General features: G+C 71.9%; 16 protein-coding genes. 8 read left to right on the top strand and 8 right to left on the bottom strand.

Translation table 11 applies throughout. The features are described from left to right. Window positions 1-11 precede the first annotated feature (11 nt). The 3 genes from ACQPYK_RS36725 to ACQPYK_RS36715 all read right to left on the bottom strand — a co-directional run bounded on the left by ACQPYK_RS36725 (window position 12) and on the right by ACQPYK_RS36715 (window position 2,651). On the bottom strand, window positions 12-1,202 hold the full coding sequence (locus ACQPYK_RS36725; RefSeq protein WP_433241716.1) for a thiolase family protein: 1,191 nt from the start codon (window positions 1,200-1,202) through the stop codon (window positions 12-14). Between the two features lie 61 nt (window positions 1,203-1,263). Beyond that, window positions 1,264-1,896 carry a CoA transferase subunit B gene (locus ACQPYK_RS36720; RefSeq protein ID WP_433241713.1) on the bottom strand — a complete coding sequence of 211 codons (633 nt, stop codon included), beginning with the start codon at window positions 1,894-1,896 and terminating at the stop codon, window positions 1,264-1,266. Further along, window positions 1,896-2,651, bottom strand: coding sequence for a CoA transferase subunit A (locus ACQPYK_RS36715; RefSeq protein ID WP_433241710.1), 756 nt, complete (start codon window positions 2,649-2,651; stop codon window positions 1,896-1,898). Before ACQPYK_RS36715 ends, ACQPYK_RS36720 begins: the two co-directional genes overlap by 1 nt. A gap of 156 nt (window positions 2,652-2,807) precedes the next feature. Between ACQPYK_RS36715 and ACQPYK_RS36710 the strand changes: the two genes are divergently transcribed. Next, window positions 2,808-4,499: an IclR family transcriptional regulator domain-containing protein gene (locus ACQPYK_RS36710; protein ID WP_433241707.1), complete on the top strand. Its 1,692-nt coding sequence runs from the start codon at window positions 2,808-2,810 to the stop codon at window positions 4,497-4,499. Between the two features lie 58 nt (window positions 4,500-4,557). On the opposite strand, the gene ACQPYK_RS36705 is transcribed toward ACQPYK_RS36710, so the two are convergent. The 3 genes from ACQPYK_RS36705 to ACQPYK_RS36695 all read right to left on the bottom strand — a co-directional run bounded on the left by ACQPYK_RS36705 (window position 4,558) and on the right by ACQPYK_RS36695 (window position 8,019). Beyond that, a complete protein-coding gene (locus ACQPYK_RS36705; RefSeq protein ID WP_433241704.1) occupies window positions 4,558-5,721 on the bottom strand; it encodes a low temperature requirement protein A in 1,164 nt (387 codons plus the stop codon). A 73-nt stretch (window positions 5,722-5,794) separates the two neighbouring features. Continuing rightward, complete coding sequence (locus ACQPYK_RS36700) at window positions 5,795-6,397, bottom strand: DoxX family protein (protein ID WP_433241701.1); 603 nt, start codon at window positions 6,395-6,397, stop codon at window positions 5,795-5,797. 68 nt (window positions 6,398-6,465) lie between these two features. Next, window positions 6,466-8,019: an MFS transporter gene (locus ACQPYK_RS36695; protein WP_433241698.1), complete on the bottom strand. Its 1,554-nt coding sequence runs from the start codon at window positions 8,017-8,019 to the stop codon at window positions 6,466-6,468. 245 nt (window positions 8,020-8,264) lie between these two features. Between ACQPYK_RS36695 and ACQPYK_RS36690 the strand changes: the two genes are divergently transcribed. The 7 genes from ACQPYK_RS36690 (at window position 8,265) to ACQPYK_RS36660 (ending at window position 19,928) form a co-directional block, all read left to right on the top strand. Then, the gene (locus ACQPYK_RS36690) at window positions 8,265-10,133 is read left to right on the top strand and encodes a tetratricopeptide repeat protein (protein ID WP_433241695.1); all 1,869 of its coding nucleotides are present in this window, start codon (window positions 8,265-8,267) and stop codon (window positions 10,131-10,133) included. 185 nt (window positions 10,134-10,318) lie between these two features. Beyond that, the gene (locus tag ACQPYK_RS36685) at window positions 10,319-12,661 is read left to right on the top strand and encodes an AAA family ATPase (RefSeq protein ID WP_433241692.1); all 2,343 of its coding nucleotides are present in this window, start codon (window positions 10,319-10,321) and stop codon (window positions 12,659-12,661) included. A 292-nt stretch (window positions 12,662-12,953) separates the two neighbouring features. Beyond that, on the top strand, window positions 12,954-13,937 hold the full coding sequence (locus tag ACQPYK_RS36680) for an ABC transporter permease (protein ID WP_433241689.1): 984 nt from the start codon (window positions 12,954-12,956) through the stop codon (window positions 13,935-13,937). A gap of 8 nt (window positions 13,938-13,945) precedes the next feature. After that, window positions 13,946-14,857: an ABC transporter permease gene (locus tag ACQPYK_RS36675; RefSeq protein ID WP_433241686.1), complete on the top strand. Its 912-nt coding sequence runs from the start codon at window positions 13,946-13,948 to the stop codon at window positions 14,855-14,857. Beyond that, window positions 14,854-17,013, top strand: coding sequence for a dipeptide ABC transporter ATP-binding protein (locus ACQPYK_RS36670; RefSeq protein WP_433241683.1), 2,160 nt, complete (start codon window positions 14,854-14,856; stop codon window positions 17,011-17,013). Before ACQPYK_RS36675 ends, ACQPYK_RS36670 begins: the two co-directional genes overlap by 4 nt. A 13-nt stretch (window positions 17,014-17,026) precedes the next feature. Further along, complete coding sequence (locus ACQPYK_RS36665) at window positions 17,027-18,754, top strand: ABC transporter family substrate-binding protein (protein WP_433241680.1); 1,728 nt, start codon at window positions 17,027-17,029, stop codon at window positions 18,752-18,754. An 85-nt stretch (window positions 18,755-18,839) separates the two neighbouring features. Continuing rightward, window positions 18,840-19,928, top strand: a complete 1,089-nt coding sequence (locus tag ACQPYK_RS36660) for a winged helix DNA-binding domain-containing protein (RefSeq protein ID WP_433241677.1) — start codon at window positions 18,840-18,842, stop codon at window positions 19,926-19,928. Window positions 19,929-19,941: 13 nt separating this feature from the next. Here ACQPYK_RS36660 and ACQPYK_RS36655 read toward each other — a convergent pair whose 3' ends face one another. Then, a complete protein-coding gene (locus tag ACQPYK_RS36655; RefSeq protein WP_433241674.1) occupies window positions 19,942-20,826 on the bottom strand; it encodes a biotin-dependent carboxyltransferase family protein in 885 nt (294 codons plus the stop codon). Further along, window positions 20,823-21,482, bottom strand: a complete 660-nt coding sequence (locus ACQPYK_RS36650) for a 5-oxoprolinase subunit B family protein (RefSeq protein WP_433241671.1) — start codon at window positions 21,480-21,482, stop codon at window positions 20,823-20,825. The genes ACQPYK_RS36655 and ACQPYK_RS36650 overlap by 4 nt, the downstream gene beginning before the upstream one ends. Window position 21,483 lies beyond the last annotated feature (1 nt).

Here is a 21,483-nt window from a genome sequence, read left to right as displayed (position 1 = left end):
AGAAGGTGGGATCAGCGTTCCAGGACGATGGCGAGGCCCTGCCCGACACCGATGCACAGCGCGGCCAGGCCGGTGCCGGAGCCCGCTTCGGCGAGGCGGTGGGCGACGGCGCCGGTGATCCGGGCGCCGGAGGCTCCGAGGGGGTGGCCGACGGCGACGGCGCCGCCGAGCGGATTGACGATCGAGGGGTCGAGCTCGGGCAGGGCGGCGAGACAGCCGATCGCTTGGGCGGCGAAAGCCTCGTTGAGCTCGGCCGTGTGCAGGTCGCCGATGTTCGCGCCGGCCTTGGCGAGGGCCTTGCGGGTGGCCTCGACCGGGCCGAGGCCGAAATAGCGCGGCTCGATTCCGGTCACCGCGCTCGACCGTATCCGCGCCAGCGGCTCGCGGCCGATCTCGGCCAGCCCGGCTTCGTCGGTGAGCAGCAGCGCGGCGGCACCGTCGCTGAGCGGGGAGGAATTGCCGGCGGTCACCGTTCCGCCCTGCCGGAAGGCGGGCTTGAGGCGGGCGAGGGCCTCCATCGAGGTGCTGTCACGGATGCCCTCGTCACGGGCCAGGTCCACGTCCTGGACGGGGACGACCTGGGCGTCGTGACGGCCGTCCTTCCACCCGCGGGCGGCCTTCTCGTGGCTGGCCAGCGCGAAGGCGTCCTGGGCCTCGCGGGTGACGCCGTACTTGTCGGCGATCAGCTCCGCTCCCTCACCGAGGGCGACGGTCCACTCCTCGGGCATCCGGGGGTTGACCAGCCGCCAGCCGAGGGCGGTCGAGGAGAGCTGCTGATGCCCGGAGGGAAAGGCGCGCTCGGGCTTGGGCAGCACCCAGGGGGCGCGGGTCATGGACTCCACGCCGCCGGCGATGACGACGGAGGCGTCTCCGAGGGCGATGGCGCGGGCGGCCTGGATGACGGCCTCCATGCCGGAGCCGCACAGCCGGTTGACGGTGACCCCGGGGACCGTCACGGGCATGCCGGCCAGCAGCACGGCCATCCGGGCGACGTCGCGGTTCTCCTCGCCGGCGCCGTTGGCGTTGCCGAGGATCACGTCGTCGACACGGGCCGGGTCGAGAGCCGGGCTGCGGTCGAGCAGGGCGCGCAGGACGCCGGCGGCGAGGTCGTCGGGGCGCACCCCGGCGAGGGCGCCGCCGTAGCGGCCGATCGGCGTCCGGACGGCGTCGACGACGTAGACGTCCCGCGGTCGTTCGGTCATCGGGGCTCCCTTGGATGTGAGGCGGGTGGATCGAGGCGGCGGCGTCCGCCGGTCCGGCGGGTCATTCGGTGCGCACCGGAGCGGCGGTACGGCCGACGATCTCGTCCGCGGTGACGCCGGGAGCGGTCTCGACGAGGACGAGGCCGTCCGCGGTGACGTCGAGGACGCCGAGGTCGGTGATGACGCGGTGGACGCACGCCCTGCCGGTGAGCGGCAGGGAACACTCCTCGACGATCTTCGGGCTGCCGTCCTTGGCGGTGTGCTCCGTCATGACGATCACCCGGCGGGCGCCGTGGATCAGGTCCATCGCCCCGCCCATGCCCTTGACCATCCTGCCGGGGATCATCCAGTTGGCCAGGTCGCCGCGGGCCGACACCTGCATGGCGCCGAGGATCGCGGTGTCGATGTGCCCACCGCGGATCATGCCGAACGACAGCGCGGAGTCGAAGAAACCGGCGCCGGGCAGCACGGTGACGGTCTCCTTGCCCGCGTTGATGAGATCGGGATCGACCTCTTCCTCGTCGGGATAGGGACCCACACCGAGGATGCCGTTCTCCGACTGCAGCACCACGTGCACGCCGGACGGCACGAAGTTGGGCACCAGCGTCGGCAGGCCGATGCCGAGGTTGACGTAGTCGCCGTCCCGGAGCTCGGCGGCGGCACGGGCGGCCATCTCGTCCCTGGTCCATGCCATCAGCGCCGCACCGTCCTCTTCTCGATTCGCTTGTCGGCGGCCTGCTGCGGTGTCAGCTCGACCACGCGCTGGACGAACACGCCGGGGAGATGGATCTCGTCGGGGTCGATGGCGCCGGGCTCGGCCAGCTCCTCCACCTCGGCGACGGTGATCCGGCCGGCCATGGCGGCCAGCGGGTTGAAGTTGCGGGCCGAGCGGCGGAAGACGAGGTTGCCGTGGCGGTCGCCCCTGGCGGCCCGGACCAGCGCGTAGTCGGTGGTGGTGCCGCGCTCCAGTACGTACTCGCGGCCGTCGAACTCGCGTATCTCCTTGGGCGGCGAGGTGACCGCGACGGTCCCGTCGGGGGCGTAGCGCCAGGGCAGGCCTCCGTCGGCGACCTGGGTGCCGGTGCCGGCCGGGGTGAAGAAGGCGGGGATGCCGCAGCCGCCGGCCCGCAGCCGCTCGGCGAGGGTGCCCTGCGGGACGAGCTCGACCTCGATCTCGCCGGCCAGATACCGGCGGGCGAACTCCTTGTTCTCGCCGATGTAGGAGCAGGTGACCCGGGCGATCCGGCCGGCGGCCAGCAGGATGCCGAGGCCCCCGCCGTCCACGCCGCAGTTGTTGGACACCACGCTCAGCCCGCTCACACCCGTCCCGTACAGGGCCTGGATCAGCACGTTGGGGACGCCGCCGAGGCCGAAGCCGCCGACGGCGAACGACGCGCCGTCTCCCACGTCCGCCAGCGCCTCCTCGGCGGTCGCCACCACCTTGTCCATATGAAACGCGCTCCGTCCGATAATTTGTTCGTCCAGTGAACTTGAGTTCATAATTGGTCTGCCCAGAGTTTGCGCTCAACGCCCGGCCCGTGTCAACGGGCGTCCGGATACCGTTTCCTCCACGACCTGAAGGCACCACCGCAGAAGGAGAGAGGCATGCCGCACGCCACGTCCGCGCTCCCGACGGCTCCCGCCGCGCCCGGCGGCGAGTCCGTAGGCCCCCTGGAACGCGGTCTCGCCGTGCTGCGCGCACTGTCCACCGGCCCGGCCCGCCGGATGCGCCCGGGCGACCTGACCCGCGCCACCGGGCTCGCCCGCTCCACGGTCGACCGCATCGTCACGACGCTCGCGCACATCGGTTATGTGCGCATCGAGGATCGCGACGTCCTGCTCGCCCCGGGCCTGATGGAGGTCGGCAACGCCTATCTCGCCGCCTGCGGGCTGCCCGACGACCTGGAACCGTACGCGGTGCTGCTGGCCGACGACCTCGACGAGTCGGTCTCCATCGCGGTGCCGGACGGGGACGGAGTGCGCTTCATCACCCAGTCCACCCGGCGGCGCACCATGTCGCTCGCCTTCCGCATCGGCGACCTGCTGCCCGCCGAACGCTGCGCGGCCGGCACCCTGTTCGCCGCGGACTGGTCTCCCGCGCGCCACGACGCCTGGCGGGCCCGGCTGCGAGACGACCCCGCCGACACCGGCTTTCCCGCCGTCCCCGCCCGCGCCGTGCCGCCCGCCCCGGACGAGGTCGAGGCGGACTTCGCGAGCCGGATCGCGACCGCGCGTGAAGCGGGCTGGTCGGCCGACGACCAGCTCATCGAACCCGGATTGATCGCGATCGCGGTGCCGGTGCGCGACGGCGCCGGTCAGGCGGTCTGCGCGGTGAGCGTGGTCAGCCACACCAGCCGGCACAGCGTGGAGAGCCTGAGCGCGCACGCCCTCGCGCGCCTGCGCGACAGCGCCGCGGCCATGGAGAGGGCGCTGTCCGCCACGGCCGCGCGATCACCCGGCGCGCCCGCCGATCACGGGGCGGACACCTCCCGCCGGTCCAAGGAGGAGCTCGGCCCGGAGTTCCTCCAGTCCCTCGCCCGGGGCCTCGCCGTCCTCGCCGCGCTCGGCTCGGACCGCGGCGGGCTGAGCCTGTCGGCCGCGGCCGAGGCCACCGGGCTGCCCCGCGCCACCGCCCGCCGGGCGCTGCTCACCCTCCAGCAGCTGGGCTACGTCACGACCGGCGACGGCCGCCGTTTCACCCCGCTGCCCAAGGTGCTCGAGCTCGGCTACGCCCGGCTGTCCGGCCTGACCTTCGGCGAGATCGTCCAGCCGCACCTGGCGCGACTGGTGGAACGGGTGCACGACTCGGCGTCGATGGCGATGCTCGCGGGCGACGACATCGTCTATGTGGCCCGCATGCCCACGGTCCGCATCATGAGCGTCAACATCACTCTGGGGACCCGCTTCCCCGCGTACGCCACCTCGATGGGCCGCGTCCTGCTGGCCGGACTGTCCGAGGCCGAGCTGACCGCGCACCTGGCGCGGATCACGCCGCGTCCGCTGACCCGGCACACCCGCACCGCACCGGACGACCTCGCCGCGGCGATACGGGCCGCGGGCCGGGAAGGTCACGCTCTGGTCGACCAGGAGCTGGAGGAGGGGCTGCGATCCATCGCCGTGCCGGTCCGCGACCGCCACGGCCGCGTGATCGCGGCCCTGAACGTCTCCACGCACGCCGGCCGGAGCACGCCCGACGCCATGCGCCGCACCGTGCTGCCCGCTCTGACCGAGATCGCCGCCGCCATCGAGCGCGACCTGGCCATGGTCACCGAACGCACCCGCCTGCCGATCCCCTGACGGACCGGGGCGACAATCCGTCGGGCGACCACGGCCCGGCGGGGTGTCGGCGGGCAGGTCAGCGGGTGGGCGATTCCATCGGGGAAGTGCGCAGGGCCGAGCGCTGTTCCAGCACGATCACCGTGACCGTCAGCGCGACCAGGGCGATGAGCTGCGCCAGGCCTGACCAGAGCCCGAGGACGATCGTCACGAGTGAGATCAGGGCACCCGCGTTCCTCAGATGATTGCCGGTGATGTCCAGGACCCGGCGGAACCACGCGTTGCCCGCCATGAACAGGGCGACGCCCACGGCCAGGACGACGGCGGCACCGGGCTTCAGCGGATCGATCGGGTGAGCGATCAGCTTCTTGATCCCGGCGGCGACCGCGACGATGCCCAGCAGCATCGGGATGTGCGCGTAGAAGTAGGCGCCGAGGATCAGCTTGGTGCGCCGCACCGGCTCGGCCTCGGCCATCACGTGCTCGGCGCGCGTCTCGTCGTCCCCGCCGAAGTACAGCCACCACAGGCCGGCCGCCAGCGCGAGGCCGAGCACCGCGGCCAGGCCGAGGGCGAAACCGACATGAAGCCCCTCGGCGCCGATGCCGATCGCCACGACGGACTCGCCGAGGACCACGATCACCAGCAGGCCGTGGCGCTCGACGATGTGGGCGGCCTTGAGGGCGAAGCCCCGCTGCCCGATGAAGTAGGGGCTGCCCCACAGCAGCGCCACCGCGGCGCCCCAGAGCAGGTAGTTGTACGGCTCGCCGACCAGACTCGCCACGCCTACCAGCGCGACCCCGCCGAGATTGAACGGGACCACCCGGGCGAAGGCCGAGGTGGCCTGCAGGTAGAGGCAGGCGTGGACGATGATCAGCAGCAGGTAGCCGATCGCGAACGCCATGCCGCCGCCGTCGAACACCGACGGGATCGACAGCGCCACGATCAGGAAGCCGGCCATGCCCACCAGGATCAGCACCCGGCGGGCGGGCCGTACCGGAGGGATCACGTTGGTCAGCCAGGCGTAACCGGCGTACATCCACCAGATGACGCCGAACACCAACAGCACGCGCAGCGCGCCCTCGACGGGCTTGCCCGCCTGCAGTCCGCCCACCAGCAGGCTGGTGAGCTGGGTGACGGTGAAGACGAAGACGAGGTCAAAGAAGAGTTCGAGTGTGGAGACGCGAAGTTCGCCCTCCGCGGGAGCGGGATTGACCCGCTCGGTGAACCAGCCGGGCAGACGCATGTGCCTATTGTGAGGGCACTCCGGCATCGACCATCAACCGATAAATCGTCTGTTGAACGGCGAAGTGGATGTATCACTCCCCGGCGGGCTCCCTTTTCTGCCCGGCCACCAGAGCGTCACCGCCCTCACCAGAGTGTGCGGGGGCGGCCTGAACGGACTCGTCGGGAACGAGCCCGTCGGGAACGGGATCGAGGGCCTCCGGCTCGCGCAGCGCGGCGATGACGTCGTCGGCCTCGGCATCGGCGGCGAAGTCCTCGGCGGCCTCGGTCTCGCGCCGTTTGATCACCACCATGTGGTCGACCGACAGACGGCCGCCCCCGCCGACCGCCAGCAGCACGGAGGCCGCGCCGAGCGCCACGACCAGGTTGACGTCACCGCCGGTCAGCGGCAGGCCTTGCTCGCCGGTGGCGAGGACGAACACGGCGACGGTCTCGGCGAACAGCAGCAGACCGCAGGCCGGTACGGCGAGCCCGGCGATGAGCAGTGCCCCGCCGACGAGCTCCATCAGCATCGTGGTGGCGGCCCAGATACCGGGGGCGGGGGCGCCCAGGGTCGCGAACTGGTCACCGGTGGCGGTCAGCCCCGCCTCCAGCTTGTGCCAGCCGTTGGCGAAGAAGATCCCGCCCACTCCCAGCCGGGCGGCCAGCGAGGCGAGATCGTGGAGGGTTCGTCGCACGGTTCCTCATTCTGGTCAGATTCCCCGTTCCTGCCCATAGATGACCGCGCGGGAGCCGTCCAAACCCGTCAGCCGGAGTCGCCCTGGTCGACCGGTCGCCGCGGGACCAGAAGCGCCACCGCCGTGGCGGTCGCGCCCAGCAGGAACACGCTCACCATGATCGTGGTGTGCAGTCCGGAGACGAACGCGATACGGGCGGCGTCCAGCAGCGTGACCCCGGTGACGCCGCCGATCTCCTGCGCCGCGTGCGCGGCGGAGGCGAGCGACTGGCGGGCCAGGGTCATCAGCTCGGGAGAGACGCCCGAGACCGAGGCCAGCGAGGGCGCGTAGACGATGGTGGTGATCGTGCCGAGGATCGCCACCCCGAGCCCGGCGCCGAGTTCGTAGGCGGTCTCCTCGATGGCGGCGGCGCCGCCCGCCCGCGCCTCGGGGGTGGACGACATGATCGTGTCCGATGCCGCCAGCAGACTGACCTGGATACCGAAACCGATGCCGACGAAACAGAGCGCGAGCACCAGGGGATGCGGCTCGGTGCCCCAGCCCAGCGGAGGCAGCAGGGACAGGGTGGTCAGCGCGAGACCGCCGCTCATCGTGGCGCGCAACCCGGCCCGATGCAGCAGCCGGGCCCCGGCCAGGCCGCCCACGATGGCGGCGATCATCAACGGCAGCATGCGGACCGCGGCCGCGAGCGGGCTGTCGCCGAGCACGAGCTGCAGGTATTGGGCGAGCATCAGCTCCAGCCCGACCAGTGCGAAGACCGTCAGCAGCACGGCGGCCACCCCGACGGAGAACGCCCGCTGCCGAAACAGGCCGAGGTCGAGCAGGGGGAAGGGCAGCCGTCGTTGTCTGCGCACGAACCAGACCAGCAGTCCGGCTCCGCACAGGAACGCCGCCACCCCGCCCAGATGTCCCGAGCCCGCCTCTTTCAGGCCGAAGGCCAGCGCGAGGATGCCGAGCACGGACAGCAGCGCGCTGGGCGCGTCCCAGGGCTGGGAGGTGCACGGGCGCGACTCGGGCAGGATCTTGGCGGCGGTGGGCAGCAGCGCCAGCAGGATCGGCACGTTGATCAGGAAGACGGCGCCCCACCAGAAGTGCTCCACGAGCAGGCCGCCGATGAGCGGTCCGATCGCGGCCCCGGCCGCCGCCACCGCGCTCCACACGCCGAGCGCGATCGCGCGCTCCCGCCGGTCGGTGAAGACCTGCCGGATGATGGAGAGCGTGGCAGGCATGATCATCGCACCGCCGATGCCGAGAAACGCCCGGGCGGCGATGAGGGTGAGCGGGCTCGGCGCGAACGCGGCCGCGGCCGAGGCGGCGCCGAACACCAGGTAACCGGCGAGCACCAGACGTTTTCGCCCGTAGCGGTCACCGAGCGTGCCGAAGGTCAGCAGCAGCGGCGCGACCACCAGCGAATAGACGTCGATGATCCATAGCAGTTGCACCGAGCTCGGTTCGAGCGCGGCGGTCAGGGCCGGGACCGCGATGTGCAGCACGGTGGCGTCCACCGCGATCAGCAGCAGGCTGAAGCACAGGAGTATCAGGACCGACCAGCGGCCGGCCCCGCGTTCTCGCGAGGTGTCTGTATCGCGCGTGGCGTCGGCCACGGCCCCCATGGTGATCATGGGCCGCTCAGGGGTTTGGTGGTCATAGGCCGCTCAGCAGCTGCCAGCCTGGATGAACATGCGACGCAGCTTAGGCGAAGTCGGGCACTGGATGAGACGGCATCGGATGATCGGTTCACGCGGATATGCGTGACGCGCGCGACCTCTCTAGAGAGATACAGGCATATAGCCGCCGTCTAGTCAAACGGTGATCTCGCGCCGACCATGGCGGTCGTGGGGAGTCAGCGCAAGGTCCTTGAGCCATCGTGAGGAACGGTCCCGGCGGCCAGGAGGCCGCTCAGGTCCCGTCCCCACTGGACCCCGACGATCCGCGCGAATGGTGTGTCGCGGCCGTCACCTGGTTGAGCCGTGACCAGCCGGAGGCCGCGCTGGAGGCCGCCCGCCAGGCGGTGGACCGCGACCCCGGGGCCGGGTCCGGGGCCGACTGGGGATACCGCCTCGCCAGCCTGGCCTTCGAACGGCTCGGCCGCGACGCGGAGGCCGTGGCGGCCGCCGAGGAGGCCGTACGCCTCGCCCCCGGGTCCTGGGCCGCGCGGCTGCGCCTTGGCGCGGCCCTGCGCCGGGTGCCGGGACGATGGCGGGAATCCCGGGCGCAGGCGGCCCGGGCCGTCCGTTACGCCCCGGAGGAGTCCGACACGCACGTCCTGGCCGGTGACCTCGCGCTGTTGCGCGGCGAGCACCGCCGCGCGGAGAGCGCCTACCGCAGCGCGTTGCGGCGCCTGGACGACCACCCCGGCGCCAGGATCAACCTCGGCCTGACGTTCCTTCGCTGGCGACGCCCCCGAGGCCATCATGACCCGGCCTGGCCGGTCGACCCCCGCGAGACCGGCAGGGCCAGGCGGGCCATGGAGATGTGGTCGCGGCAGATCCGCGTCCTGCTCGCCGCGTCGCTCGCCGCGGTGGCCGCGGTGGCCTTCGGTCCCGGCATGGCCACCGAGGCCAGAGCCGGCGGCGGGGCGATGCTGGCCGCCGTCCTGGCGATCACGCTCAGGCAGGCCCACCGGATCAGGCTCTGGCCCTACGTTCCCGGCATGCTCGCCCGTGACCCGTGGCTCGGCGTGTCCGTCTCGATCACCCTGACCACCGTCGCCGCCTACGTCGCGGCGGTCGCCACGCTTCCTCCGCAGGCTCCCCCGCTCGCCGCCGGCCCGGCGCCGGGGCAGGCGGGCGAAATGTGGACGGTGCTCGCCGGGCTGGTCCTCCTCAACGGCGCCGCCGTGATCGCCCTGCGCGTGCTGGTCGAGGCCTGGCGGGGACGGCCGGTCAGGGCGCTGGCCGAGTTCACCGCGGTCCACCAGGACCGTACGGCCCGGCGCGACATCGACGTGGCCCTCTGGCTGGTGGTGGGACGCGCCTGGTCGGTGCTGGCCGTGGTCGCGGGGGCGGCCCTCGTCCTCGACCAGCCGGGATGGGGTCTCGCCGCGATGGCCGTCCCGCCGGCGCTCGTCTGGGTGCGCGAGCGGGGCGGGCTGAGCCGCTGCCTTCCCCGGGTGCTCGTCATGGACCGCTGGCTGAAGGTGGCGCTGGCCCTGCTGGCCGTCGCGTCCCTGGCACTCGGCGTGGCGGCGGCCGCGGCGGCGCTGGGGCTGCCCGGGATGATGAGCCGGTGGTCCCTGCGGCTCGGCGCGGGGGCGCTGGCCGGGCTGGTGGCCGTGTTCGCCGCGAGATCGGCGCGGGCGTGGTGGCGTGGCGTGCCGGGGCCGTGGCGGTCCTCCCTGGTCATGTGCGACAGCTGTGGTCCCCGCCTGCCGGGCGACGTCAGCGCGCCGGTGGGGCTCGACGTGCGGGCGCGTCAGGCCTTCACCCACGCCCGCGGTGTGGTGCTCGCCTACGCCGACGCCACCGGGCCGCGCGCGCTGGCCGTCGGTTCGGTCAGTTCGGTCGGGCCGGGCGGCGAGCTCCGCCTGATCGCCGCCGCCGACGCGTGGGAGGCGGCCGAGCGCGATCCGAGGGTTGCGGTGTTCGTCGCCGATCCACTGGAGCGCCGGTACTGGGCGGAGGTGCAGGGCATCGCGATCGGCGACGCCGAGGCCGCCGTGCTCCGGGTCACTCCCAAGCGCGTCGTGGTGGGAGAGTATCCCGGCCGCCATCAGGGGCGCCCGCGCGCCGGCTGAAGGGCTCGGGCACGCTCCTGCCGGATCGCGGAGTCAAGGGCTCGGGCACGCTCCTGCTGGATCGTGGGGTTCATCCGCTCTCATCCCTTTATCTGATCGTGCCGCGCGGCGGCGTGGCGCGCGGCTCAGGCATGCGCAAACCTCCGTCTCGTGCGGTATAACCGGGGTCGGACCGGGGAGGCGTGATGCGGGAACCCGACAGGGCCCGTCCGGCGGGGCGCGCGGCGGCACGGGATGTGTTCGAACAGGTCAGGTTGCGTTATTTCCGGCTTTCACCTTTCCTGCGTAGGCTGATCTACGGCGTGTCGCTGATCGGGGCGGTCGGGCTGGCGCTGGGCATGGGCTGGTCGCCGCTCAACGCGTTCTTCGTCACGTTCATCCTGCTCGCCTTCATCGCGCTGACGCTGCGCTTCCCCCGCGCCGCCGCCACCTCGGTGGTGGTGGCCGCCTGGGCGCTGCTGCTGCCGGTCCTCGGGAGCCTGTACAGCACGCCGCAGCCCTTCCCCGGGGCGCTGATGCTCCTCGCCCTCCCGGTGGCCGGGATCGCGCACCTCATCCGCTGGGTCCCTCCCTGGCTGACCGCGCTCATGGCGCTGGCCCCGGCCGCCGTGGTGGTCCTGGCGCTCACCGCGATCGCGCCCGGTGCCGCCGTGTGGGCCGCCTACGGCGTGGCGGCCGCGGTGCTGGCCTACCGCTTCGTCCAGGCCCGCCGGGTCAGGGCCGCGCTGGCCGGCACGGAACAGCAGGCCGGGCTCCGGGCCCGCGAGGGCGGCCGGCGGGCCGCCGCGTCCGGCGAGCAGGCCGCACCGCCGCCGATCTCGGTGGAGGAGGCGCTCGGCGAGCTCGACGGCATGATCGGCCTGGCCCCGGTGAAGGAGCAGGTGCGCTCCATCGCGGCCTCGATCGAGGCCTCCCGGCTGCGCAGGGAGGCCGGATACTCCACCGAGCCGCCGATGCGCCACTTCGTGTTCGTCGGCCCGCCGGGCACCGGCAAGACCAGCGTGGCCAGGACCGTGGCGAAGATCTTCTACGCGTTCGGCCTGCTGGAGACGCCCTACGTGGTGGAGGCCCAGCGCGCCGACCTCGTGGGGGAGTTCCTCGGGGCCACCGCGATCAAGACGAACGAGCTCGTCGATCGGGCGCTCGGCGGGGTGCTGTTCATCGACGAGGCCTACAGCCTGATCAACTCCGGTGACGGCCAGCCCGACCGGTTCGGCGCCGAGGCCGTGCAGACGCTGCTCAAGCGGGCCGAGGACGACCGCGACCGCCTCATCATCATCCTGGCCGGATACGAAAAGGAGATGGCCGGCTTCCTGTCGTCCAACCCCGGCCTGTCGAGCCGGTTCGCCAGCCGGGTCCGCTTCCCCAGCTACGCGCCGGAGGAGCTGCTGCAGATCACCGAGCTGCTGCAGCGGCGGCGCGGCGACCGGATGGCCGACGACGCCGGACCCGCACTGCTGGCCCGATTCGAAGACGTGCACCGGCGCGCGATCGTGGACGAGCTGGGCAACGCCCGCTTCGTGCGCAGCCTCGTGGAGGCCGCGGCGCAGGCCCGCGACGTGCGGGTGGTGGGCGCGGGCGGCTCGCCCACCACCGAGGAGCTGGTGACCACCTCCGCCGCGGACGTCGCCAAGGCCTTCGGCGAGCTCACCGCCCGCTTCCAGGGATACCAGGCCGCGCCCACTCTGGAGGAGGCGCTCGCCGACCTCGACAGGATGGCCGGCCTGGAGCCGGTCAAACGGCAGGTGCACGCGATCACCGCGCAGCTCAGGGTGGCCAGGATGCGCCAGGAGCGAGGCCTGCCGACCCCGGCGCAGATGCGCCACTTCGTCTTCGCCGGGCCGCCGGGCACCGGCAAGACCACGGTGGCCCGCATTCTGGGCCGGATCTTCGCCGCGCTGGGCCTGCTGGCCCAGCCGGACGTGGTGGAGGCCCAGCGCGCCGACCTGGTCGGCCAGCACCTCGGGGCCACCGCGATCAAGACGAACGAGCTCGTCGACCGGGCGCTCGGCGGGGTGCTGTTCATCGACGAGGCCTACAGCCTGATCAACCCCGGTTACGCCGGGGGCGACGCCTTCGGGGCCGAGGCCGTGCAGACGCTGCTCAAGCGGGCCGAGGACGACCGCGACCGGCTGGTGATCATCCTGGCCGGATACGAACGGGAGATGGACGGGCTCCTGGCGGCCAACCCCGGCCTGGCCAGCAGATTCAACCAGCGCGTGCTGTTCCCCTCCTATGAGCCGGGCGAGCTCACCGAGATCGCCGAACTGCTCGCCGAACGGGCGGGTGACCGCTTCGACGAGGCCGCCCGCCGGGACCTGGCCGAGGTTTTCACCTGGGTCTGCGACGAGGGTCTGATCGACGGTCTGGGCAACGGCCGGTTCGCCCGCTCGCTGTTCGAGCGCGCCGCGATGCGCCGTGACGTACGCCTGGCCGCCCTGGGCGACGGCACGGCCAGCGCCGCCGACCTGACCACGATCACCAGCGCGGACCTGCGCGCCGCCGTGGACGAGCTCGCCGGGCGGTGACCTGCGACCCGGCGAAGGGGCTCGCCTGGCGGTGACCGTCCGCCGCCTTGATGAATCCGCCGGGCGGCGATCGTCCGTCACCTGGATGAGTTCCACCGGCGGTGACCGTCCGCCGTCTTGACGAATCCGCCGGGCGGCGCCCCGTGGGACGGCCGGTGAACCGCGTGAGGAGAGGGCGGCAAGCATAGCCCTTGACCGAGATCGCACTCCCGATTGAGAACTCCCTGTAGTTGAGTGGACGCAAGATGTAGCAGGATGGCCACCGACAGCAGGGACCGCGGAAGGGGAGACGTTGGCGGGGTTCCTTTTTCGCAGACTGCTCAACTATCTGGTGCTCATCGTCGTCGCCACGAGCCTGGCCTACATGCTGGCGGCCGCCGCGCTCAATCCTCGATCGAACTACGAGGGTCGCAACCCGCCGATTCCACAGGTGGTCATCGACGCGCGTCTCACCGAGCTGAACCTGAACGACAGGACCCCGCTGTTCGAGCGTTACCTGACCTGGGCGGGCGACGTCGTCCACGGCGACTTCGGCAAGACGGTGACCGGCGGTTCGGTCGGCGAGGACCTCGGGCGGCGGGTCGGCGTCACCCTGCGCCTGATCACCATCGGGCTCGTCCTCGGCAGCGTCGCCGGCGTGTTCGTCGGCGCCTACGCCGCGGTCAGGCAGTACGGCGTGTTCGATCGGCTGTCGACCGGCGCGTCCTTCGTCGTCCTCGCCGTCCCCACGGTCGTGCTGGCCAACATCCTGATCATCAGCGGGGTCTGGTTCAACGACCTGGTCGGCGCCCAGGTCTTCCTGGTCAGCGGTGAGGCGACCCCCGGGCTGCAGGGTGACCTCCTGACCCTGCTGGCCGACCGGCTCCGGCACCTGATCCTGCCGACGCTCTCGCTCTCGCTGGGACTGATCGCCGTCTACAGCCGCTACCAGCGCAACATGATGCTCGACGTGCTCGGCGCCGACTTCATCCGCACGGCCATGGCCAAGGGGCTGCGCCGCCGTACCGCGCTGATCAGGCACGCCCTGCGCACCGCGCTGATCCCGGCGGTCACCTATTTCGCCTTCACCTTCGGCTCGCTGCTGGTCGGCACCACCTTCACCGAGAAGATCTTCGGCTGGCACGGCATGGGCGAGCAGCTCGTCAACTCCATCTCCACCAACGACGTCAACACCGTCGCGGCGATCAGCTGCTTCGCCGCCTTCGCGGTGCTGGTGGCGTCCTTGGCCTCCGACGTGCTCCACGCCGTCCTCGATCCGCGGGTCCGGGTGGGGTGAGCCAGAAGATGACCATCTCCGACGAGGAGCTCGCCGAGCAGGGGGCAGCCATCGGCAGGATCAAGGCGCCTTCGCGGCTGCGGGTGGTCGCCGGCCGGTTCTTCCGCTCGGTCCAGGGCCGGATCGGGTTCGCGCTGCTGGCGCTGATGTTCCTGCTGGCGTTCGCCGGACCTTACTTCGGCGGGTGGACCTACACCGACAAGGACTTCATGGCGTTCCTGCAGCCGCCCTCCGCCGAGCACTGGTGGGGCACCCTGCAGACCGGTGCCGACGTGTACGCCGTCACGCTGCGGGGCATGCAGAAGTCGCTGATCGTCGGCCTGCTGGCCGCGGTGATCGGCACCACGCTGGCAGCCGTGGTCGGCGCCTTCGCCGGATATTTCACCGGTTGGGCCGACCGGTCGCTGACCTGGCTCACCGATCTGATGCTGGTGCTCCCGGCCTTCCTGATCCTGGCGATCATGTCCCCGCTCTTCGCCGAGGGCCAGTGGCTGCTGTTCGTGCTCGTGCTGGCGCTGTTCCTCTGGATGGTCACCTCGAAGATCGTCCGGAGCATGACCATCTCGCTGAAGGAGCGGGAGTTCATCCAGGCGGCCAGGTTCATGGGCGTGCCGGCGGTGCGGATCATCTTCCGGCACGTCATCCCGAACATGTCCTCGCTGCTGGCGGTCGACGCCACGCTGAACGTCAGCGCCGCGATCCTCACCGAGACCTCCCTGTCCTACTTCGGCTTCGGCATCCAGCCGCCCGACGTCTCGCTGGGCAGTCTCATCGCCGACGGCGCCAAGACGGCCGTCTACGCCCCCTGGACGTTCTGGTTCTGCGCCGGGCTGCTGATCGTCACCGTGCTCGCGGTGAACCTGGTCGGCGACTCCCTGCGCGACGCCTTCGACCCCACCGCGAAGAGGGGTGGACAATGAGAGAGTGTGACGAGCGTCAGGCGGGCCCGGGGGCCCGCCCCGGCCGGAGCGGCCAGGACGACACCGCCGACCCGGTGCTGGAGGTGACCGGGCTCAACGTCACCTTCGGTTCCGGCCGTGACGAGGTGCGCGCCGTGCGGGGGGTGAGCTACGAGGTCCGCCCGGGCGAGGTGCTCGGCATCGTCGGCGAGTCGGGGTCCGGCAAGTCGGTCACCTCGCTGGCCGTGATGGGCCTGCTCCCGCCGCACGCCCGCGCGACCGGCTCGGTGCGCCTGCGCGGCCGGGAGATCCTCGGCGCCTCGGAGAAGACGCTCACCGCGTTCCGGGGCAAGACGATCTCCATGATCTTTCAGGACCCGCTCTCCGCGCTCACCCCGGTCTACCGGGTGGGCGACCAGATCGCCGAGGCCGTGCGGATCCACCAGAAGGTCACCAGGGAGCAGGCCGCCGGCCGGGCCGTCGAGCTGCTCGACCTGGTCGGCATCCCCAACGCCGCCCAGCGCGCCAAGGCGTTCCCACACGAGTTCTCCGGCGGCATGCGGCAGCGCGCGGTGATCGCGATGGCGATCGCCAACGACCCCGATGTGATCATCTGTGACGAGCCGACCACCGCGCTCGACGTCACCATCCAGGCCCAGGTGCTGGAGGTGCTGAAACGGGCACAGCGGGAGACCGGCGCGGCGATCGTCATGATCACTCATGATCTGGGGGTGGTCGCCGGATTCGTCGACCGGGTCCTGGTCATGTACGCCGGCCGGCCCGTCGAGATCGGTTCGGTGGACGACGTCTACTACCGCATGCGCATGCCGTACACCATGGGCCTGCTCGCCTCGATCCCGCGCCTGGACAGGGGGGCCGGGCAGCCGCTGGTCCCGATCGAGGGAAACCCGCCGTCACCGGCGGCGCTGCCGCCCGGATGCCCGTTCGGGCCGCGCTGCCCGATAGTGGTCCCGGCCTGCACCGATGTGGAGCCGCCGTTGGAGCCGGTGGGTTCGCCCGGCCATCTGGCCGCCTGTATCCGCTCGGGCGAGATCGAGGCGGAGGGCTGGACTCCCGCGCAGGTCTACCGCGCCGGGGGAGCGGCCGGCGGCGGCGAGCGCGGGACCGAGCCCTCCGCGGTTCACGAGCAGCCGGTACGGCCGCCGCGCGACCGGCGCGACGTGGTCTTGGCGGTGCGGGACCTGGCCAAGCACCATCCCCTGACGAAGGGGGTGCTCTTCAAGCGGCGGGTCGGCACCGTGTACGCGGTGGACGGCGTCAGCTTCGACATCCGCAGGATGGAGACGCTCGGCCTGGTCGGCGAGTCGGGCTGCGGCAAGACGACCACGCTGATGGAGATCCTGGAGCTGACCAGGCCGCAGCAGGGCACGATCGTGGTGCTGGGGCGTGACACGGCGGCGCTGGGCGCCCGCGACCGGATGGCGATCCGGCGGGACATGCAGGTCGTCTTCCAAGACCCGATGGCCTCGCTGGACCCGAGGATGACCGTCTACGACATCATCGCCGAGCCGTTGCGCACGCACGGGACCAGAGATCCCGGGCCGAGGATCCGGGAGCTGCTCCACCTGGTCGGCCTCGACCCCGGCCACGCCGCCCGCTACCCGCAGGACTTCTCCGGCGGACAGCGCCAGCGCATCGGCATCGCCCGGGCGCTCGCGCTGGAACCCCGGCTGGTCGTGCTGGACGAGCCGGTCTCGGCGCTGGACGTGTCCATCCAGGCGGGTGTGATCAACCTGCTGGAAGGTCTGAAGAACCGCCTGGGCCTGTCCTACCTGTTCGTGGCGCACGACCTGGCGGTGGTCCGGCACATCGCCGACCGGGTCGCCGTCATGTATCTCGGCAAGATCGCCGAGATCGGTGAGGTCGGCCGGGTCTACGACACCCCGATGCATCCCTACACCCAGGCGCTGCTGTCGGCGATCCCGCTGCCCGACCCTGAGAAGGAACGTTCCAGAAGGCGCATTCTGCTCGAAGGCGACCTGCCCAGCCCGGCCTCCCCTCCCTCCGGCTGCCGCTTCCGCACCCGCTGTCCCAAGTTCAAGACCCTGGACGAGACCGGCCAGGGGCGGTGTGTGAACGAGGAGCCCCAGGTCCGCCTGTTTGGCGAGGACCACGGCGTCTCGTGCCATTTCGCCGAGAAGCTTGAAGTCGTATGAACCAGGAGGAACCGTGATATCAATCCGGCGCGTGGGCGCGTTCGCCGCCGCTTTGAGCGTGGCCGGCTCGTTGGCGCTGGCCGGCTGTGGCAGCCAGGGGGGCGGTGGCGGCCGTAGCAGCGCGGGGGACGAGTCGGCCGGTTCGTCCTCGGCGGTCAAGGCCTACGACATCAACCCGGTCGCCCGGGACAGGGTCCGGGACGGGGGCCTGCTGCGCTGGGGGCTCAACGAGTATCCGACCAACTGGAACCTCAACCACGTCGACGGCAACCTGGCGATGGTCAAGAAGGTGATCGACGCGCTCATGCCCTCGGCCTTCCGTTCCAACGAGAAGGGTGAGATCTCGGCGAACACCGACTACCTGCTGGAAGGCCGGATCACGGCCAGTAGGCCCAAGCAGGTCGTCAGGCTGACGCTCAACCCGAGCGCAAGGTGGTCCGACGGCAAGCCGATCACCTGGGAGGACTATCGGGCCCAGTGGCAGGCGATGAACGGCAAGAACGGCGACTACCGCGTCGCGGGCACCACCGGTTACCAGGACATCGAGAACGTGGCCAAGGGCAAGGACGACCACGAGGTCGTCGTCACCTTCGCCAAGCCCTTCGGCGACTGGCAGTCGCTGTTCGGGCCGCTCTACCCCAGGACCACCAACGCCACCCCCGCCGCGTTCAACAGTGCCTGGCTGAACAGGATCCCGGTGACCGCGGGCCCGTTCAAGTTCGCCTCGTTCGACCAGACCGCCAAGACCATCACCCTCGTCAGAGACGACGCCTGGTGGGGGGACAAGGCCAAGCTGGACCAGATCATCTTCCGGGCACTGGAGAGCGACGCGCTGGTCGGCGCCTTCAGCAACGGCGAGCTCGACACCTTCGACGTCGGCCCGTCCGCGCCCGACTACGCGCGGGCCAAGGGCAGCCAGGACGCGATCGTACGGCAGGCGGCCGGCCCTGACTTCCGGCACATCACGCTGAACGGCGAGAGCGCGGTGCTCTCCGACGTCAACGTCCGCCGGGCCGTCGCGATGGGCATCAACCGCCAGGCCATCGCCCAGTCCGACCTGCAGGGCCTGGACTGGCCGATCGTCCTGCTCGACAACCACTTCTTCATGAACACGCAGGAGGGCTACCAGGACAACGCGGGCGAGATCGGCGTCTACGATCCCGGCAAGGCCAGGCAGCTGCTGGACGCCGCCGGGTGGAAGCTTTCGGGGCAGACCCGCAAGAAGGACGGCAGGGAGCTGGTCCTGCGCTTCGTCATGCCGTCCGGCCTGCAGCTCACCAAGTCCGAGGCCGAGATCACCCAGAACATGCTGGCCCAGATCGGCGTCAAGGTCACCCTGCACGCGGTGCCCAGCGACGACTACTTCACCAAATACATCATCCCCGGCAACTACGACATCACCGCCTTCGCCTACGTCGGTACGCCCTTCCCCGTCTCCAGCGGCTACGGCCAGTACGCCAACGCCACCAAGGACTCCAAGGGCCAGCCGCAGTGGAACGCCAACCTCGGCCGCATCGGCTCCGCGCAGATCGACGCCGCCATGAGCAAGGCGACCGCCAACCTCGACTCCTCCCGGGCCATCGCCGACACCAACGCCGCGGACCGGCTGATCTGGGAGGCGGTGAACGTGGTGACGCTCTACCAGCGCCCGCAGAACGTCGCCGTCAAAAGCAGCATCGCCAACTACGGCGCCCGCGGTTTCTACGACCTGAGATACCAGGACATCGGTTTCGTGAAGTAGCCCTCGTCGTCCGGAGGGGTCCCGCACGGTGCGGGCCCCCTCCTGCCGGCGCGCCGGTGTGGAAAGCCGGTGTAGAAATTCGTCCATGGCTATCTCGGTGACCTGGCCCCAGGTGCTCGCATGGCGGTTGAAACGGCAGTTCGTCGATCCGGCGGCCGGCCCCGACGTCGTGTCGGTGATCCGGCGGCTCACCGGTGTACAGGCCCAGGTGGCCTCCTCGGCCGAGCTGGCGGTGGCCGTACGGCTCGCCGGCTCGCGCCCCGGCGAGCTCGAGCGAGCCCTGTGGCAAGAGCGCACCCTGGTCAAGACCTGGACGGCGCGCGGCACCCTGCACCTGATTCCCGCCGACGAGTTGGCCTCCTACACCGCGGTCCTGGGCTCGTTCCGAAACTGGGACAAGGGATCGTGGCAGCGGGGTCACGGCGTCACCGCCGCCGAGGTCGCCGCCCTTCTCGACGCGGTCCCCAAGGCGCTCGACGGCCGCACCCTCACCCGGGAGGAACTGGTGGAGGGGGTCATCGAGGTCACCGGCGACGCCCACCTGAAGGAGGCGCTCACCTCGGGCTGGGGCGCCCTGCTCAAGCCGCTGAGCTTTCTCGGCGAGCTCTGCTACGGGCCGCCGCGCGAGGGCAAGGTGACGTTCGTCAGCCCCCGTGACTGGGTGCCCGGCCGGCCCGCCGAGCCGCTGACGGTGGAGGAGGGCGGCATGCGCCTGCTGCGGTCCTTCCTCGGCGCCCACGGTCCCGGCACCCCCGAGACCTTCGACGGCTGGCTCTACCGGGGCGGTGCCCGCAAGGCCGCCCTGCGCGGCTGGTTCCGCGATCTCGCCCCCGAGCTCGCGGAGGTCGAGGTCGAGGGCCGGCCGATGGTCCTGCTCGCCGAGCACCTCGACGACCTGGCCGCGACCGCGCCCTCCACCGGAGTCCACCTGCTGCCCGGCTTCGACCAGTACATTCTCGGCGCCCCGCGCGACCTCGAACCGCTCCTGCCCAAGGAGGCCAGACCCAAGGTCAGCCGGACCGCCGGCTGGATCTCCCCGGTGGTGATTCACCGGGGTCGGGTGGCCGGGGTATGGGAGGCGAAGAACGGCGAGATCACCTTCGACCTCCTGGAAGAGGTCCCCGCCTCCGCCCTGACCGCCGAGACCCGCCGGCTCGCCGGGCTCCTGCGGTGAGGCGCGTGGCGCCTCACCGCCCGACGCGAAAGCGGACCCGGTCACCTGGGCGAAGCTGGGCGGCCGCGGCCAGGTCGGCCGAGGCGAGAACGGCGATGACCGGGTAGCCGCCCGTGGTGGGATGGTCGGCCAGGAAGACGATCGGCCGCCCGTCGGGCGGCACCTGGAGGGCTCCGGCGACCATGCCCTCGCTGGGCAGCTCTCCGCCGCGGGCGCGTTCCAGGAGGGCGCCCTCCAGCCGCACGCCGACCCGGTTGCTGTCCTGGCTCACCCGGTACGGCTGCGCGCACAGGGTGGCCAGGGCGCCGGGGACGAACCAGTCGTCGCGGGGGCCGGGCAGGACGCGCAGCGTGCCCGGCGGAGCCGCGGGAGGTGGTGCCGCGTCCACGATGATGGGGGGCAGCGCGGCGGTCGGCCCCACGGGCAGGGTCGCGCCGGCACGGAGCGGGGCAGGGCCGAGACCGGAGAGCGAATCGGTCGAGCGGCTCCCCATGACGGCGGGCGTTTCGACACCGCCCCGGACCGCGACGTAGGTCCGCAGGCCGGTGGCCGGCGTCCCGACCCGGAGCTCGGCTCCCGCCGCGGCCCAGAAGGGCGCGCACTGTCCCACGGCCCTGATACGAGGAGCCGGCCCGTCCGGTGACCCGGTGGTCACCAGCTCGACGGGACAGCGAGCCCCGGTGACGGCGACCCATGCTCCCGCGGTGAACCGCAGGCGGGCGCCGCCGAGGGTCAGCTCGATCCCGGCGTCACCCTCCGGATTGCCGACGAGGCGGTTGGCCAGCCGCAGGCTCGCCGCGTCGGCGGCACCGGAGTGCGGCACGCCGAGGTGGGCGTAGCCGGGCCGGCCGAGATCCTGCACGGTGGCGTACGGCCCCGGCGCGATGACTTCGATCATGTGCCGGTGATCGCCTGGAAACGCACCCGCGTGCCCGGGGTCAGGACCGCGGGCGGATCGGCGGCCGCGTCCCACACCGTCATGGGAGAACGCCCCAGCAGCCGCCAGCCCCCCGGGGAGGCCGAGGGGTAGACCGCCGAGTAAGGCCCGGCGATCGCCACGGCCCCGGCCGGCACCGAGGTCCGGGGGGTGGACAGCCGCGGCACGTGCAGCACCGGGTCCAGCCCGGTGAGATAGGCGAACCCCGGGGCGAAGCCGAGCCAGCCCACCACGAGCTCCCGCCCGGTGTGCCGCTCGACCACCTCCTGCGCCGACAGCCCGCTCAGGGCGGCCACGTCGTCGAGATCGGCGCCGTCGTAGACCACCGGGACCGTCACGCTCCTGCCCCGGACGGGAGGACCGCCGCCGCCCGCCGTACCCAGCAGCAGGGAGAGCCGGGAGCGGAGCCGATCCAGGTCGGCGCCCGGCGCGGCGACGAGGACGGTCGCCGGGCCGGGCACGATCTCGACCACCCCGGCCGGGCGGTCGGCCCGCAGGAGGGCGTCCAGCCGGTGGGAGGCCTCCAGCGACCCGGTCTCCACCAGCAGGGCGTGCTCCCCGGCACGTCGGACGGGCACCTCGCCCTCGCCGGTCACCGCGGCGGTCTCGGACGTCACC

The organism is Streptosporangium sp. CA-135522 (assembly GCF_050949235.1).
Lineage (GTDB): Bacteria > Actinomycetota > Actinomycetes > Streptosporangiales > Streptosporangiaceae > Streptosporangium.
This window is presented reverse-complemented; position numbering and strand designations above follow the sequence as displayed.